Annotated in this window: 14 protein-coding genes; 9 read left to right on the forward strand and 5 right to left on the reverse strand. The window is 62.6% G+C overall.

Annotated features, from left to right (window positions below; genetic code table 11):
* Positions 1-10 precede the first annotated feature (10 nt).
* The 4 genes from accB to CK228_RS13980 all read right to left on the reverse strand — a co-directional run bounded on the left by accB (position 11) and on the right by CK228_RS13980 (position 3332).
* Positions 11-469, reverse strand: coding sequence for an acetyl-CoA carboxylase biotin carboxyl carrier protein (gene accB / locus CK228_RS13965; protein ID WP_095770859.1), 459 nt, complete (start codon positions 467-469; stop codon positions 11-13).
* Positions 470-495: 26 nt separating this feature from the next.
* Positions 496-930 carry a type II 3-dehydroquinate dehydratase gene (aroQ, locus tag CK228_RS13970; RefSeq protein ID WP_095788218.1) on the reverse strand — a complete coding sequence of 145 codons (435 nt, stop codon included), beginning with the start codon at positions 928-930 and terminating at the stop codon, positions 496-498.
* Positions 931-1075: 145 nt separating this feature from the next.
* Positions 1076-1876, reverse strand: coding sequence for a DsbA family protein (locus CK228_RS13975; RefSeq protein ID WP_095788219.1), 801 nt, complete (start codon positions 1874-1876; stop codon positions 1076-1078).
* 64 nt (positions 1877-1940) lie between these two features.
* Complete coding sequence (locus tag CK228_RS13980; RefSeq protein ID WP_095788220.1) at positions 1941-3332, reverse strand: M48 family metallopeptidase; 1392 nt, start codon at positions 3330-3332, stop codon at positions 1941-1943.
* Positions 3333-3478: 146 nt separating this feature from the next.
* Here CK228_RS13980 and CK228_RS13985 point away from each other — a divergent pair, with 146 nt between their 5' ends.
* Entirely contained in the window at positions 3479-4627 is a 1149-nt protein-coding gene (locus tag CK228_RS13985) for an aminotransferase class I/II-fold pyridoxal phosphate-dependent enzyme (RefSeq protein WP_095788221.1), read from the forward strand.
* Between the two features lie 4 nt (positions 4628-4631).
* Positions 4632-5597: a glutaminase gene (locus tag CK228_RS13990; RefSeq protein WP_095788222.1), complete on the forward strand. Its 966-nt coding sequence runs from the start codon at positions 4632-4634 to the stop codon at positions 5595-5597.
* A gap of 222 nt (positions 5598-5819) precedes the next feature.
* Here the strand turns inward: CK228_RS13990 and CK228_RS13995 are convergent, their stop codons facing one another.
* On the reverse strand, positions 5820-8744 hold the full coding sequence (locus tag CK228_RS13995; RefSeq protein WP_095788223.1) for a ribonuclease E/G: 2925 nt from the start codon (positions 8742-8744) through the stop codon (positions 5820-5822).
* 650 nt (positions 8745-9394) lie between these two features.
* On the opposite strand from CK228_RS13995, the gene CK228_RS14000 reads away from it, so the two are divergent.
* The 7 genes from CK228_RS14000 (at position 9395) to CK228_RS14030 (ending at position 17375) form a co-directional block, all read left to right on the forward strand.
* On the forward strand, positions 9395-10657 hold the full coding sequence (locus CK228_RS14000; protein WP_095788224.1) for an N-acetylmuramoyl-L-alanine amidase: 1263 nt from the start codon (positions 9395-9397) through the stop codon (positions 10655-10657).
* Between the two features lie 214 nt (positions 10658-10871).
* Positions 10872-13328, forward strand: coding sequence for a penicillin-binding protein 1A (locus CK228_RS14005; protein ID WP_095788225.1), 2457 nt, complete (start codon positions 10872-10874; stop codon positions 13326-13328).
* A 126-nt stretch (positions 13329-13454) separates the two neighbouring features.
* Positions 13455-14586 (forward strand): peptide chain release factor 2 gene (prfB, locus tag CK228_RS14010; protein ID WP_140892126.1). Its coding sequence is split into 2 segments (ribosomal slippage): positions 13455-13520 and positions 13522-14586, totalling 1131 coding nucleotides; the frame shifts between segments, so codons are not numbered across the junction.
* A gap of 305 nt (positions 14587-14891) precedes the next feature.
* Positions 14892-15263 (forward strand): hypothetical protein, encoded by a 372-nt coding sequence (locus CK228_RS14015; protein ID WP_095788275.1) that lies wholly within the window; start codon positions 14892-14894, stop codon positions 15261-15263.
* A gap of 104 nt (positions 15264-15367) precedes the next feature.
* The gene (locus tag CK228_RS14020) at positions 15368-15736 is read left to right on the forward strand and encodes a GFA family protein (RefSeq protein ID WP_032933394.1); all 369 of its coding nucleotides are present in this window, start codon (positions 15368-15370) and stop codon (positions 15734-15736) included.
* A gap of 127 nt (positions 15737-15863) precedes the next feature.
* Positions 15864-16514 carry an OmpA family protein gene (locus CK228_RS14025; protein WP_095204385.1) on the forward strand — a complete coding sequence of 217 codons (651 nt, stop codon included), beginning with the start codon at positions 15864-15866 and terminating at the stop codon, positions 16512-16514.
* A 252-nt stretch (positions 16515-16766) separates the two neighbouring features.
* Entirely contained in the window at positions 16767-17375 is a 609-nt protein-coding gene (locus CK228_RS14030; RefSeq protein WP_095770268.1) for a hypothetical protein, read from the forward strand.
* Positions 17376-17377: the final 2 nt, after the last annotated feature.

A 17377-nucleotide genomic window follows, 5' to 3' on the forward strand; every position in this document is an offset into this window, starting at 1 on the left:
CCGGCCCGCTCTACTCGATCACGACGAGCGGCATGCCGTATTCGACCGGCGTCGCATCCTCGAACAGGATCGCCGTTACGGTGCCGGCGCGCGGCGAGGGGATCTGGTTCATCGTCTTCATCGCCTCGATGATCAGCAGCGTCTGGCCTTCCTTGACCGTCTGGCCGACCTCGATGAACGGCTTGGCATCGGGCGACGGCGCCAGATAGGCGGTGCCGACCATTGGCGAGGCCACCGCGTTCTTCGACACGTCGACCGTGGCCGGGGCGGCAGCGACCGCGGGCTGGGCTGCTGCCGGCGCATAGTTGGGCTGGGGTGCCGCGATCGCATGGACGGCAGGGGCCTGCCGCGACACGCGCACCTTCAGGTCGCCCAGTTCGACCTCGATCTCGGTCAGGTTGGTGTCGTTCAGTATGCCCGCCAGATCGCGGATCAGTTGCTGGTCAACACCGGTCTTCTTTATCGACATTTTCGAGCCTTCTGTTTGTTGGCCGGTCATAGGCGTGCGGCCAGCGCCTGTAGCGCCAGCGTATAGCCGAGCGGCCCAAAGCCACAGATCATGCCGACGGCGACCGGCGCGACCATGGAGACGTGGCGGAATGATTCCCGCGCATGGATGTTGGAAAGGTGAACTTCGGCGACCGGCAGCGGTGCGACCGAACGGATGGCGTCATGGATGGCGATCGAGGTGTGACTGTAGGCGCCTGGATTGATGACGATGCCGGAAGCCTTGTCGCCGGCTTCCTGGATCCAGTCGACAAGGTCACCCTCGTGGTTCGACTGGCGGAAATCGATCTCGAGCCCGAGCGCCGTGCCCAACTGCTTGCAGTCGTCGGCGATCGCGGCAAGCGTCTTGCCGCCATAGATGCCCGGCTCGCGCTTGCCGAGCGCGTTGAGATTGGGACCGTTCAGGACGAAAACCGTTTTCAAAAAAACCGACCTTTTCCGGCGCCGGTATCAAACCGGCGCGCTGGGCCTCTATACCGGGCATAGTCGTCCGCGAAAAGAGCGCAAGTGCGTTCTTTCACTGTCCACAACAGGCCGAAATGCGCCCGTGAAGAAAACTCCGGGCTGATCAAAGTGCGGCTTTCACCGCCTTGATCTTTTCCGCCAACACCTCCTGGCCGAGAGCCCCGAACACGACCTCGTTGCCGACGACGTAGGACGGCGTTCCGGTGATTGCCAGCTTGTTGGCAAGATCGTAGGTCTTGGAGAAGGCCTCGGGGATCGAAGCATCCTTCATCTTCTCGCGCAGCGTCGCCTCGTCGGCGCCGAGCGAAAGCGCGATCTTGATCGCGGCCGCCTCGGTGGCGCGCCCCTGGCCGCCGAGCAGCGCATTATGGAACTCGCCGTACTTTTCCGGCTTCATCAGGTGGAACGCCATCGAAACGACGCTGGCTTTCTGCGAATCCGGGCCGAGGATCGGGAACTCCTTGAGCACGAAGCGCAGATCCGGATCTGATTTGGTCAGCGCCCGCATGTCCTCGATGGCGCGTTTGCAGAAGCCGCAATTGTAGTCGTAGAACTCGACGATCGTCACCTTGCCGTTCGGATTGCCGACGACGCCGTCGAAGGCGGAGTTGAAGATCTGGTCCTTGGCGTCCTTGATGACGCCGAGCGCGGCGATGCGCTGCTCTTCCTTCTGCTTGGCTTCGAGCGCGTCCTGCACTTCGAGCAGCACTTCCGGGTTCTTCAGGAGATAGTCGCGGATGATCCCTTCGACCTCGGCGCGGTCGATCTTGGTATCGGCCGCCGTCTGGACGGGCTGTGCCGTACCGGCCTTGGCAATCTGTGGGCTGCCGGCCACGAAACCGAAAGCCAGCATGGCAAGGACTACAGCGACCCCCGTGGTGCCCAGCAGCAGTGCCTTTTTCATCGTTCTCGTTCCTTTTGCCTGTTTCCTGGTCCGGCTGTGTCGCAGTGCGTGACCGGAAGGTTCACTAGATCTTGTTTGACGATTTGTAGTTTATGATGTCCTGGGCGCGTATCCAGCGCGGCTCGCCGCGCTTCATCTGCTGCTGCGCCCGCATGGCGAAGATCTTCGCATCCTTGTAGTTACCGGAATAGAAATGACCTTCTGCCGTGGCAAGCTCGGCGCCCGGTATGTCACCCAGCTCGCCGTAAGCCTGCGCCAGGTAGCGATAGCCTTCGGAATTTTCCTTGTCGCGTCCCAGGCCATTGTTGATCTGCACGACGGCCTTCTTCAGCGAGTCAGGCGTGCCGACCGCCATCAGCGCCTGGCCGAGCGAGACAGGCAGCAAGCCCGACCGCGCCGGATCGAGGCTGACCGCCTTGGCGTAGGCTTCCGCCGCGTCCTTGGGCTTGTTGGCTTTCATCAGGATGTCGCCGCGCAACTCCTGGAAATAGGCATTCTTCGGCTGCGCCTTGATCAGGGCATTGGTCTTGGCGAGCGCGCCGGCGATGTCGCCGTAAAGGTAGGTCGATTGGGCGTCGCCATACTGCCCGGCAAGGCTGCCTCTCATTTTTTGCATCAGCCGCGCGGCGGTGGCCTTGCCTTCCATGTAGACGGCGATCTTAACCCGCATCATGTCATGGCGCTGCTGCAGCGCCGGCGGGTCGAGCTTGTCGACATTGGGGCTCTGCTTCACCAGCACTTCGAGATTGGCGATGCGCTCCTGCGGCATCGGGTGGCTGATCCGATAGGGGTCGACTTGCGCACCCGAAAGCGACAGCGCGGTCTGGAAGCGGCGGAACGTCTTCAGCATGCCCATGCCGGACTGGCCGGTGGCGTTGAGATAGGTGATGGCGGAGCGGTCGGCCGTTATCTCCTCGGTGCGCTGGTAGGCGAGGATGCTGCGCTGTGCCATCTCGCCGCCGCCGGCGGCCACGCCCATGCCGGCGCCGGCAAGGCCGCGGCTGTTGGTGGTCGCGCCAGCGACCATCGCACCCGCGCCAAGCAAGGTCGCAATGATAGCCATCGTCTTGGCGCGCTCGAGCTGATCACGCAGTTTCTGCTGGTGGCCGCCGGCGATATGGCCGGCCTCGTGCGCGATGACGCCGATGATCTCGTTGGGCGTTTCAGCCGTCATCAGCGCGCCGGTGTTGATGAACAGCCGTCGCCCGGTGACGAAAGCGTTGAAGCTGGAATCATTGACCAGGACGATGTCGATGCCGTCATTCGCAAGCCCTGCCGCCTTGAAGATCGGCCGCGCATAGTCGCGCACCAAAGCCTCGATCTCGGCATCGCGGACCACCGGAACGCTCTGGGCGAAGGCGGTGACCGAACTTGCCACGCCAACGGCAAGGCCAAGCGAAAGCGTCGTGAAAACACGCGCAATCCTGGCAATCGTCGATCTGGGTCGGCTCAACATGACGTGTCCACTGGTAGACGAGCGGGCGAAAGATGAAAAGTCGGCACCGGAAACTTCCTCAACTTGTGATCCTCACATCAATCGGGCATTTGTGCGGCGCATGTATTCGGGGGCGCGGCGCGCCAAACCGTCGGGATAGGGATAAAATGGTCGTTTCGCTCTCACGTCGCGGCAATGTCGAGCCATTCCACGCCATGGATGTGCTGGCCGAAGCGAACCGGCTGAAGGCGCAAGGAGTGCCGGTGATCTCCATGGCGGTCGGCCAGCCGTCCGACCCGGCGCCCGCGCGGGTTCGCGCCGCCGCGGCCAAGGTCTTGCAGGTCGGCCGCATCGGCTACACCGACACACTGGGGCTGGCTGGCCTGCGCGAGGCGATCGCCGCGCATTACGCGGATCACTATAGGCTCGAAGTCGAGCCCGCGCGGATCGCGGTGACCACGGGTTCGTCGGCGGCCTTCAATCTCGCCTTCCTGGCGATGTTCGATCCGGGCGATCGCGTTGCCATCGCGGCACCCGGCTATCCCGCCTATCGCAACATCATGGCGGCACTCGGCATCGATGTGGTCGAGATCGAGCTTGGCGACGCAGCCTATCTGCATGCCGGTCACCTGGAGGCCGCGCATCGCGAGAAGCCGTTGAAGGGTGTGCTTTTCGCGAGTCCCGCCAACCCGACCGGAGCCGTCATACCGGCCGACGAACTGTCGACGCTGGTCGAGACGGCGGAGGCACTGGGCATCGCCGTCATTTCCGACGAGATCTACCACCGGTTGGCCTATGGTGCGCCCGACACCACCGCACTTGCCTTCGGCAATAGCGTCACGGTGATCAATTCCTTCTCGAAATACTATTGCATGACCGGCTGGCGCATCGGCTGGATGGTGTTGCCGGAAGCGCTGGTGCGGCCGGTCGAACGCATCGCCCAGAGCCTCTACATTTCGCCACCGGAACTGTCGCAGATCGCCGCGATCGAAGCCTTTGCCGCGACCGAAGAGCTGGAAGCGGTCAAGGGCCGCTATGCCTGGAACCGTGAACTGCTGATGAAACGCCTGCCGGAACTCGGCTTCCCGCTGGCCGCGCCCATGGACGGCGCCTTCTATGCGTTCTGCGATGTCACCCGCCACACCAATGACAGCATGGCCTTCGCGCGCAAGATGCTGGCCGAGGCGCATGTGGCGGCGACGCCCGGCCGCGACTTCGACACCCAGGCCGGACATCGCACGATGCGGTTTTCCTATGCCGGCAGCCACGATGACATGGTCGAGGCGATGGCGCGCATCGAACGCTGGTTGAGGTAGCGCCATGCCGGAACTCGAAAAGGCCACCAAACTCGAACAGGCCCCCAGACTTGATCAGGCATTGGCCGAAGTCGCCGCCGAAATGGCCGAACGCGCCGATCGCGGCGATGTCGCCACCTACATTCCGCAATTGGGCAAGGTCGATCCAAGGAAATTCGGCATTGCCGCCGTCACCACTGACGGCCGCGTGCTGATGGCGGGCGATGCCGACCAGGCATTTTCGATCCAGAGCATCTCCAAGGTGTTCACCTTGACGCTGGCGCTCGGCAATGTCGGCGACGCGCTGTGGAAGCGGGTAGGGCGCGAGCCTTCGGGCAACCCGTTCAACTCGATCGTCCAGCTCGAGCACGAGAACGGCATTCCGCGCAATCCGTTCATCAATGCCGGCGCCATCGTCATTTCCGACATACTGCTTGCCGGCCACCAGCCGCGCGAGGCGATCGGCGAGATCCTGCGCTTCATCCAGTTTCTTGCCGACGACGAGAGCATCATCATCGACCGCGAGGTCGCGGCGTCCGAACGTGCCACCGGCTATCGCAACTTCGCGCTCGCCAACTACATGAAATCCTTCGGCAATCTTCATCATGCGCCGGAACTGGCGCTGGGCGTCTATTTCCACCATTGCGCCATAGCCATGAGTTGCCGGCAACTGGCGATGGCTGGCCGCTTCCTCGCCAATGGCGGCAAGAACCCGGCGACCGGCCATTCCGTGGTGTCGGCGGAGCGGGCGCGGCGCATCGGCGCCATGATGCTGACCTGCGGCCACTATGACGGCTCCGGCGATTTCGCCTTCCGTGTCGGCATTCCGGGAAAAAGCGGCGTCGGCGGCGGCATATTGGGCATTGTGCCGGGTGTGGCATCGCTTGCGGTGTGGTCGCCCGGGCTCAACGCCAACGGCAATTCCAAGCTGGGTTCGATCGCGCTGGAAAAGCTGGCCAGGATGATGAACTGGTCGATCTTCGCGCCTTAGAGCCGGATGATTTCAGGTCGAATCGACCTGAAATCTGAATCCGCCTCTAAATCAAGGAGATAGAGCATGATGTCGTCCGAAAACCGCTTCACACTTTTCGGCATCATGCTCTAGCCAGCGTTTCGCCAACGGTTGGAACGCCCGATGTGAAAAATCCCGCGCCGTCTTTCGATCGGCGCGGGATTTTCTTATTAAAAAAATCACTTCAACCAGCTGAGAAGCCTAGAAAAAGCCCTTCCGCTGCCACCAACCGGCGCGCTTCGGCTTTTCTTCGGTCTTGGCTTCCGGCTCATCGGCGACGGTCGAGGACACCACCGGCACCACCGGTGCATCGATTGCCGCGGGCTTGCGCCTGGACGGACGGGCCTTGGAAGGCTCTTCCGCAACGGGTGCAACCGCTGTCTCTTCAACAACCGCCACCGGTGTTTCGACCGGCGTTTCCGCGGCCGCTTCGGCGACGGTCGTTTCGGCCACGGCTTCGGCGGCTGCCTTCTTCGGCTTGGCTGCACGACGCGGCTTCTTGGGCTTCTCGGTGCTCGCCACCTCTTCGCTCACCGCGGCCACCGGCTCTTCCGTCGCGGCAGCAACAGCCACCGGCTCGATCGAGGCAGGCTCGCTTTCGGAAGCATCGGTCGCCTCATTGGCGCTTGCCTCGGTCTCGCCTTCACCGTCTTCGCGACGGTTGCGCTTGCCGCCGCGCTTGCCGCGCCGGCGCTTCTTGCCCTGGCTGTCATCGGCGGCCTGCACCGCCTCGTCGGACGCGCTGGCAACGATCGGGGCGTCGTCGTCCTGTTCGCCGTCGTCATCGCCTGCCACGTCTGCCGCGCCGGCGAAATCGCCGGCCGGAGTGGAGGTGGATGCCCCGTCCGTCGGGGCGCCATGCTCGCGGTCGCGATCTCGCCCACCGCGCCGTCTGCGGCGCTTGCGACGCTTGCGGTCGCGGCCTTCGCCATCTTCGCTGCCGGCAGGCCGCGGCTGCTGCGGCTGCTGGCGCGGCTGCTCGGCCTGGACCACGACCTCATCGTCTTGCTCGACGACGGCAATCTCGTCCTCGGGCTCTTCCGGCTCGACATAGGCCGGCAGGCTGCGCACCTCGACGAAGCCCTCGGGCTTCTCGGCCAGCGCGCCGCGGAAGATCGCGTAATGCTGCGCGCCAACCGTATCGTCGGCCTCGATGGTGATGGTCAGGCCGAAACGGCTTTCGAGTTCCACCAGCGTGCCGCGCTTGTGGTTGAGCACGTAGAGCGCGGTCGCCGCCGGCGTGCGCACGGTGATGTGGCTGCGCGAATCCTTGAGCAGGAATTCCTCGATCGCCCGCACCACCATCAGCGCGACGGACGAATCGGACCTGACATGGCCGGTGCCGCCGCAATGCGGGCAGGGCTTCATGGTCGATTCCAGCACGCTGGCGCGGATGCGCTGGCGTGACATCTCCATCAGACCGAAATGCGAGATTCGGCCGACCTGGATGCGGGCCCGGTCGTTCTTGAGGTGATCCTTCAACCGCTTCTCGACGGAGCGGTTGTTGCGGTTCTCCTCCATGTCGATGAAGTCGATGACGATCAGGCCGGCAAGATCGCGCAGCCTGAGCTGGCGGGCGACTTCCTCGGCCGCTTCCAGATTGGTGTGGAGGGCGGTGTCCTCGATCGAGTGCTCCTTGGTGGAGCGGCCCGAATTGACGTCGATGGCAACCAGGGCCTCGGTCTGGTTGATGATGATGTAGCCGCCGCTCTTCAACGTCACCTGCGGCTGCAGCATGCGGTCGAGCTGCGCCTCGATGCCGTTGCGCACGAAAATCGGCGTCGTATCGCGGAACGGCTGAACCACCTTGGCGTGGCTCGGCATCAGCATGCGCATGAAGTCCTTGGCTTCGCGGTAGCCTTCCTCGCCGGAGACAAGGATCTCGTCGATATCCTTGTTGTAGAGGTCGCGCACCGAGCGCTTGATCAGGCTGCCTTCCTCATAGACCAGGGCAGGGGCCGTCGATTGTAAGGTGAGGCTGCGGACATTTTCCCAAAGCCGCATCAGATATTCGTAGTCGCGCTTGATCTCGGCCTTGGTGCGGCTCTCGCCGGCGGTGCGCAGGATGACGCCCATGCCTTGCGGCACTTCGAGATCGGCAACGACCTCCTTCAGGCGCTTGCGGTCGACCGCACTGGTGATCTTGCGCGAAATGCCGCCGCCGCGCGCCGTGTTCGGCATCAGCACCGAATAGCGGCCGGCAAGCGACAGATAGGTGGTGAGTGCGGCGCCCTTGTTGCCGCGCTCTTCCTTGACGACCTGAACCAGCAGGATCTGCCGGCGCTTGATCACTTCCTGGATCTTGTACTGGCGGCGCACCGGCTTGCGACGGTTGCGCACTTCTTCCAGAGCATCCTCGGCGCCGACCGATTCGACCTCGTGATCGTCGGGATGCGAGGACTGTACTTCCTCCAGCATGCCGCGATCATTGTCGCTGGATGTGGTTTCAGAGGCCTGTTCCGTCTGCGAGACAGGTTCGGAAATCACATCGCCTTCGACCGCGGCGGCGATCGATGTCGGACCACCCTCGCGGGTTTCGGTTTCGTCCTGCTCGGCGGAACCTTCATCATGGCCTGATGTATCGGCATGCCCCGAGGGATCTGAATGTTCCGATGTATCGGCTGCGTGTTCGATGATCTCGGGTGAAATCTCCTCGACAGCGATGTCGCCGATGTCGTTGCGTTCGCTTGGCTCGCCGGAGCCTTCGCCTGCCTCGCCGGTATCGCGCTTGTGCTCACCGCGCTCGCGGCTCTTGCCGCCGCGCCGGCGTCCGCGCCGTCCGCGATCGCGGCTCTGGCGGTCATCGCCGTCACCATCCTCGTCCTCTTCGTCCTCGGCTTCCTGCGCTTCGGCGCGCAGCAATGCCTGACGGTCGGCGACCGGGATCTGGTAGTAGTCGGGGTGTATTTCACTGAAGGCGAGAAAACCGTGACGGTTGCCGCCATATTCGACAAAGGCTGCCTGAAGGGAGGGTTCGACGCGCGTTACGCGGGCGAGGTAAATATTTCCTTTGAGCTGCTTCTTGTCCTGGGATTCAAAGTCAAATTCTTCGATACGGCTACCGCGTACGACGACAACGCGTGTTTCCTCCGGGTGGGAGGCGTCTATCAGCATTTTGTTGGGCATTATTTCGTTTCCCCCCGGCAGCCGTCAGCCGCAGCTGGCGGGGCAAAGCCCGCTGCTGTGTGTCTGGAGAGTGGGTGCCGGATAATTGAATGTCCGCCGGACGGTGCCCGCGTGTCATGGCGGTGCCGCCCGCTGCCATACTGGCGCGGTTTGATGCGGACCTTTCCATGATTGCGCTTGAAGCCATCGTCACCAGCGGAACCTTTTGAACCAAAGCCCGGAAACCGGACCAGCTTGTTTGCTCATACAGAGCCGGCACGGGAACAAACCCGGCCGTTTTCCTCACGCAGGTGATTCCCCCGCCACGGGAGCACACCTGCGAAATTCGTCGCAATCACCTGAAGCCTTTTCGCGTGAAGCGAAAGGAGCCGCCTTTCATCTGACCCTGTAGCAGGAAGCTGCGGAGGAGGGCGGTTCCAGGATTGCAGTGATCCACTATCGCTTTTATGATTTGGCGGGGTGGAAGGCAACCCCGATTTCCGATGCCGGCAAAAAGCAGTTCCGTAACGTAAGCTTGGGTCCGAACCCTGCGTGAAAAGGCTTGGTTAACCTTCTCTGGATACCAATCGTTAATCGAGTTCGCGGCCTAACCGGCACTTCGACGAAACGAGCGGGCGCCTGGCGCCAAACCGGGAGCGACTGGAAGAGAGATGGGACTGGCAGACTTCACAGACAAGGGATGTCGTGTTGGCAGCCGGATTCTTGCCGCTCTATGCCTGTCGCTGCTGGTGGTGATTTCCCAAGCCTTTTTCTCCGTTGCCGACGCCGCCGATGCGCCGCTGGTGGCAAAAGGCTACAAGATGGCGGGCGATGCCACCAAGATGCGCATCGTCATGGATTTCGATCGCGAGCCTGATATCAAATGGTTTCTGCTGCGCGGACCCAATCGTCTGGTCATCGATCTGGCGAACACCAGGCTGGCCATCGACGCCAAGGATTTGAAGCCGCGGGGCCTGGTCAAGGGCGTGCGGCTGGGCGCGCTCGGCGAGGGCGTTTCCCGGCTGATCGTCACCGGCAAGGGGCCGTTCGCCGTCGACAAGCTGGATGTGCTCAAGAATGAGGACGGAACCGGCTACCGCATTGCCATCGACATGTCGGCCGCCTCCGAACGGGAGTTCGACGCCGCCCTTGCCAACCAGGCGCTGACCACCGGCTCGACGGTTTCGACCGACAAGGGCGGGCGGGTTGGCACCGGACCGGTCTCCAATCCCGGCCACCGCTTCACCGTCGTCATCGATCCCGGCCATGGTGGCGTCGACGGCGGCGCCGAGGGTCTGAACGGCACCATCGAGAAGAACGTCACGCTGGCCTTCGCCACGGAGCTGCGCGACAAGCTCGCGGCCATCGGCAAATACGATGTCTTCATGACCCGTGACACCGATGAATATCTGCGTCTGGACGACCGCGTGCGCATCGCCCGCCAGCATGAGGCCGACCTGCTGATTTCGATCCATGCCGATACGATCAGCGTCAAGGGCATCCGCGGCGCCACCGTCTACACCGTCTCGGACAGGGCGTCGGATCCCGAGGCGCAGGCGCTCGCCGACCGCGAAAATCTCTCCGATCAGTTCGCCGGCATGGTCATCAAGGACGACAATAAGGAAGTGACCGATATCCTGATCGACCTGATCCGCCGTGAGACGCACACCTTCTCGATGAGTTTCGCCCACACGCTGGTCGGCCAGCTGTCGACCAGCGTCGGTCTCATCAACAATCCGCAGCGTTCCGCGGGCTTCAAGGTGCTGAAGGCGCCGGACGTGCCATCGGTTCTGGTCGAACTCGGCTATCTCTCGAATGCCAAGGACGAGGCGCAGCTGCTTGACGCGGAATGGCGCGGCAAGGCGGCACAAAGCATCACCAATGCCGTTGCACTGTTCGCATCCGCCAGGGCTGGGGTCGGAACCGGAGGTTGACATGTCTTGCGGCGCCTGCAACCAGAGGCGGCGTTGCTGTATGACAACACCCGGTGCCTTTATTTTGCGGCGGGCGGTCACGAAGTCGGGCCTTGCCGTATTTTGTCCACATGGTGGCGACATGGGTTTTCGAATACGGATTGGGACCGGCTCGAAAGCTTGCGTGGAAGGCGGCTTCGTTTAGGAAATTCCCGAACCAAGGACTGGAGCGGGTATGATTCGTCTCATTGGCTATTTTTTCGGCATCGGCACGACGCTGGCCCTTCTGGTCGCGGCGGGCGTTGCGATTTACATCAGCCATCTGTCGAAGGATCTGCCCGACTACGAGGTGCTGGCCAAATACGAGCCGCCGGTGACCACGCGCATCCATGCCTCGGACGGATCGCTGATGGCCGAATATGCGCGCGAGCGGCGCCTGTATCTGCCGATCCAGGCTATCCCGGATCGTGTCAAGGCGGCCTTCCTGTCGGCGGAAGACAAGAACTTCTACAACCACCCCGGCATCGACGTGACCGGCCTTGGCCGCGCCATCATAGTCAACCTGCAGAATTTCGGCTCGGGCAGGCGCCAGGTCGGCGCCTCGACGATCACCCAGCAGGTGGCCAAGAACTTCCTGTTGACCGCGGACCAGACCTACGAGCGCAAGATCAAGGAAATGATCCTGGCCTTCCGCATCGAGCAGGCCTATCCCAAGGATCGTATCCTCGAGCTCTACCTCAACGAAATCTTCTTCGGTTTCGGCGCCTACGGTGTCGCCGGCGCGGCGCTCACCTACTTCGACAAGTCGGTGAACGAGCTGACCGTGGCCGAGGCCGCCTACCTGGCGTCGCTGCCGAAAGGTCCCAACAACTACCATCCTTTCAAGCATGCCGATCGCGCGATCGAGCGCCGCAACTGGGTCATCGACCAGATGGTCGAGAATGGCTACGTCACGCGCGAGGAAGGCATCAAGGCCAAGGCCGAGCCGCTCGGCGTGACGCCGCGCCGGACCGGCACCTATCTGTTCGCCGGTGAATACTTCACCGAGGAGGTGCGTCGCCAGATCATCGGCCGCTACGGCGAGAACGCGCTCTACGAAGGCGGCTTGTCCGTTCGCACCACGCTTGATCCGAAAGTTCAGCTCATCGCCCGCAAGGCGATGCAGAACGGCTTGATCAAATACGATACGCTGCGCGGCTATCGCGGCCCGGTGACGTCAATCGACGTGTCCGGCGACTGGGGCGTCCCGCTGGGCGCCGTGAAGGGATTGGAGGACGTCCCCGAATGGTCGCTCGCCGTCGTGCTCGACTCCTCGGCGTCAGGCCTCTCGATAGGCCTGCAGCCCGCGCGCCAGGCATCGGGCGACATCGTCAAGGAACGGGTCGAAGGCACCGTCAGCAAGGACGACATGGGCTTTGCCATGCGCCATATGGTCGACGGCAAGACGGTCAAGGCCAAGTCGCCGGCCGATGTGCTGAAACCCGGCGACGTCATCTTCGTGCAGAAGAACGAAGGCTCCGACAATGCCTACAGCCTGCGCCAGGTTCCCGAGGTGGAAGGCGGCCTGATCGCCATGGATCCGCACACCGGCCGTGTGTTGGCCATGGTCGGCGGTTTCTCCTACGCGCAGTCCGAATTCAACCGCGCCACCCAGGCGATGCGTCAGCCGGGCTCCTCGTTCAAGCCGATCGTCTATTCGGCGGCGCTCGACAATGGCTATACGCCCGCCTCGGTGATCATGGACGGACCGATCACCATACAGAGCGGCAACACGACCTGGACGCCGAAGAACTATGACGGCACCGTCGCCGGGCCGGCAACCCTGCGCTCCGGCATCGAGAAGTCGCGAAACCTGATGACGGTGCGGCTTGCCAACGACATGGGCATGAAGCTGGTCGTCGAATATGCCGAGCGCTTCGGCGTCTATGACCATCTGGCGCCGTATCTGCCGATGGCGCTGGGCTCCGGCGAGACGACCGTCATGCGCATGGTTTCGGCCTATTCGATCATGGCCAATGGCGGCAAGTCGATCAAACCGTCGCTGATCGACCGCATCCAGGACCGCTACGGCAAGACCGTGTTCAAGCAGGATGAGCGTGGCTGCGAAGGCTGCAACGCGCCTGAATGGAAGAACCAGCCGGAGCCGGAACTGGTCGACAATTCCGAGCAGGTGCTCGATCCGATGACCGCCTATCAGATCACCTCGATGATGGAAGGCGTGGTCCAGCGCGGCACCGGCGCCACCATCGGCGAACTCGGCCGCCACATTGCCGGCAAGACCGGCACCACCAACGACGAAAAGGACGCCTGGTTCATCGGTTTCACGCCGAACCTCGTGGTCGGCCTCTACATGGGCTACGACACGCCGCGCGGCCTTGGTCATGGCGCCACCGGTGGCGGCCTCGCCGCTCCGATCTTCAAGGATTTCATGCGCGTGGCGCTGGACGGCACGCCCAATGTCGACTTCAAGGTTCCGGACGGCATGAACCTGATCGCCATCAATCGCAAGACGGGTATGCGTGCCGCGACGGGCGATCCGGGCACCATCATCGAGGCCTTCAAGCCGGGCACCGGTCCCGCCGACAGCTATTGGGTGATCGGCATGGGCGCCGACGGCTCCAACGCGTCGGGCGGCGCACTGTCGCCGCAGGCCAACCAGGCCATACAGGACGGCGGCGGCGGGCTCTACTGACGGGCCGGATGCGGATCGCTGGGCTGGCCTTGGGGCCGGCCCATTTCGCTTTACACATGGCGGCGCCGTCCCTATGTATCCCGCCGACCGAGGCGTCACTTCAGCAACAGGACAAAATACCAGGCCATGCGCGCGGAAACGCAGAATATTGTCGACGAGATCAGGCAGGCGATAACCCTGCTGAGGAGGCATCTTTGACTGGGATCAGGCCATAAAGCGGCTTGAATACCTGAATGTGCGGGCCGAGGACGCCAGCCTCTGGAACGAACCGCTGGAAGCCCAGAAGCTGATGCGCGAGCGCCAGGGCCTCGAGGAGGGCATCGCGGCGGTCAAGGGCCTGACCCAGGCGCTGGAAGACAATATCGGCCTGATCGAGCTCGGCGAGGAAGAGGGCGACGAGGGCGTCATCGCCGAGGCCGAGGCGGCAATCCGTTCGATGCAGGGCGAGGCCAAGGCCCGACAGGTCGAAACGCTGCTGTCGGGTGAAGCCGACGCCAACGACACCTATCTCGAAATCCATGCCGGCGCCGGCGGCACCGAAAGCCAGGACTGGGCCTCGATGCTTTTGCGCATGTACACGCGCTGGGCCGAACGCCGCCGCTTCAAGGTCGAGGTGCTGGAAGTGCATGACGGCGAAGAAGCCGGCATCAAGTCCGCGACGCTGATGATCAAGGGCCACAATGCCTATGGCTGGCTGAAGACCGAATCCGGCGTCCACCGCCTGGTCCGCATTTCGCCCTATGACAGCAATGCGCGCCGGCACACCTCCTTCGCCAGCGTCTGGGTCTATCCCGTCATCGATGACACGATCGAGATCGATGTTTCCGAATCGGACGTGCGCATCGACACGTATCGCTCGTCGGGTTCGGGCGGCCAGCACGTCAACACCACCGATTCGGCCGTGCGCATCACCCATATCGCCACCGGCATCGCGGTCGCCTGCCAGGCCGAGCGTTCGCAGCACAAGAACCGGGCGAAGGCCTGGGAGATGTTGCGCTCGCGCCTCTACGAGGAAGAGCTGAAGAAGCGTGAGGCCATCGCCAACGCCACCGAAGCCTCGAAGAGCGACATCGGCTGGGGCCACCAGATCCGTTCTTACGTGCTGCAGCCCTACCAGTTGGTCAAGGATCTGCGCACCGGCGTCGAAAGCACCAGCCCGTCGAGCGTGCTCGATGGCGACCTGGACGATTTCATGGAAGCCTCGCTGTCGCAACGCATCGAAGGCGGCGCGGGCGAGGCCGTGGCGGATCTGGACTAGCACCGTCCGCCACTAGGCCACAGCACCCGCTCGCACTTTCGTGGACCAAGCGGGTCCATCACTCCTGACGACTTGGCGTGGTCATGAAGGGCACGTTTGCGGCCTTGGGCGGCCAGCAACGGGCGCAGCCTCCACGCAGCAATTTCTTGCGCCGACTCACTTTTCGGCTCACCATTTGCGGCAGGAGGAGACAAAAGCATTTATGGCCGGTCGCGGCATATCTGCTGACCATTGGCCGCTGGGAAGACACGTTCCGGGAACGGGCAAGCGAAACGCTTGAAACCTCGTTTGAAAGGAGCGTTGCCATGTTTGCTGCCAGTTCCAGATCGGCCATCGCCGTTCCGTCGGTTGGCCAGCTTGTCCTTCCCTTTTGCGCGGTGGTCGCGCTCCTGTCGGCGCCGGCGATGGCGCACGACGCCAAGCCGACCGCGGCCAAGCCGCAAGGCTGGAGTTATCCGTTCGCCTGCTGCGCGAATTACGACTGCCGCGAGGTGTCGCAGACCTCGATCAGCGAGCGTCCGGAAGGCTATGTCATCAAGGACACCGGGGAGGTGCTGGCCTACAGCGACAGGCGCATCAAGGATTCGCCGGACGGCGAATACCATTGGTGCGCGCATGAGGCCGGGTTGGATGCCGGCAAGACCATCTGCCTGTTCGTGCCGCCCCCGTCCTACTGAGTTCGCTGCCTGCTGTTCAGGGGCGGAGCCTGCAGGCAGTTGTCAGGATCGCTTCTTTATGGTGCCCTGCCGCGTGGGCGGCCGACAATGGAGAGGTGATGTTGATGACCATCAAGGGAAGCTGCCACTGCAAGGCGACGACATTCGAGGTTTCAGAGGCACCGGAAACGGTGACGCAATGCACCTGCTCGTTCTGCTCGAAACGCGGCTCGCTCTGGGCCTATTATACTCCGTCGCAGTTCAAGCTCATCACGCCACTGAAAAACGTCTCCTTCTATGAGTGGGGCTCGAAAACCGTGAAACATGGGTTTTGCGCCAACTGCGGCTGCGGCACGTTCACCGAGACGCCGGATTGGTCGACCGGCGAGCCGGATTTCGACAATCCGAAGATCAGCGTCAACTCGCGGCTGTTCGACGACTTCAATCTCGACAAGGTGGAAGTGGTGGTCATTGACGGCAAGAATCTCTGGTAACTGATCCTGGGAAAAGCCGTCGCGGGCGCTTTTCCCATTCCGTTTTTCGCCGCAATTCATGGTACAAGTCGCGGCAAGGGTTGATTTGGCGCCGTCGAAAAAGGCGCGACTTGGAGAGGGACCATCTATGAAGAAGACTGTGCTCGTCGTCGTGGCGACGGCTTTGCTGGTGAGCGCCTGCACCACTACCGATCCGTATACGGGCGACCAGAAGATTTCCAACACGGCCGCGGGTGCCGGTCTCGGTGCCCTTGCAGGTGCCAGCCTTGGTCTGCTTGCCGGGGGCAATGACCGCCGCAACGCGCTGATCGGCGCCGGCATCGGTGCGCTGGCCGGCGGCGCCATCGGCGCCACAATGGATCAGAACGAAGCTGAACTGCGCCGGCAGCTCGAGGGCACCGGTGTCAGCGTCACCCGCAGCGGCGACCAGATCATCCTCAACATGCCGTCGGACATCACCTTCAATGTCGATCAGGATGCGGTGAAGCCCGGCTTCTATCCGGTGCTGAACTCGGTTGCGCTGGTGCTGAAGAAATTCAAGCAGACCACGGTCGATGTTTTCGGTCATACCGATTCGACCGGCGGCGACCAGCACAATTTCGACCTGTCGCAGCGCCGCGCACTCGCGGTTGCCAACTATCTGTCCGGTCAGGGCGTCGATCAGCGCCGCTTCGCCGTCACCGGTTTCGGCAAGACGCGGCCGATCGCATCCAATGCGACGGCCGCCGGCCGCGAGCAGAACCGTCGCGTCGAGATCCAGCTGTCGCCGCTCACCTGACGATCTGTTCGGCAAGCGAATGCGAAACGGCCCCCACATGGGGGCCGTTTCTGTTTAAGCGGACGTCCTGCGCTCTTTCGGATTGGTACGCCGGCGCATTAGTTAGTGCTAAATAACAAGTTCCCCGCAGCAGTGGAAAGGAATAGTATTGTCGCTGTTCCGGAGGGGATGAGGCGGTACTACTGGCCGCGCGATCAGCATTTTTTCCCGCCTCGGTCTTGCACGGCCAGATCAGAAATCTGGGAGGAATGCATGACAAGAACAGCCAGCCTTGGGCGCTGCGGCGTCCTCGCTTTGACAGGTCTCCTTGGCGCATGGTTGGGCGTCACTACGGCTCGGGCCGAGGACGCCAACAAGGCCGACATCGAAGCCTTGAAGAAATCTCTGGCCAAGTATGAAGACTACACCGCAGCTGTCCGCGACCTCTATCTGTCGACGGTCGGCTGCGTCTTCTACAGTGGCGAAAAGATACCGGGCTCGATGGATTACCCAAAAGGCGCCATGGGCGTCCATTTCGTCAACGTCCCAAGCGTCGGCCAGAAGCTCGACCCGATGAAGCCCAACGTGCTGATCTACGAGCCGACCAAGAAAGGCCTGAAGTTGGTCGGCGTGGAATGGCTGGTGCCGTTGACACCGGACACCAAGGAGGCTCCCACACTGTTTGGCCAGAAATTCATGGGCCCGATGGAGGGACACTATCCGCTCATCCCGAGGGAGTTCGTCCACTACGATCTTCACGCCTGGCTGTTCAGAGACAATCCGAACGGCATGTTCAGTCCGACGAATCCGAACGTGAAATGCAACAAGGCCGATTTTCCGATGCTGGAGAAGCCGACCAAGATGATGCCTGGGCCGATGTAGCG

This window comes from Mesorhizobium sp. WSM4312 (assembly GCF_002294875.1).
Lineage (GTDB): Bacteria > Pseudomonadota > Alphaproteobacteria > Rhizobiales > Rhizobiaceae > Mesorhizobium.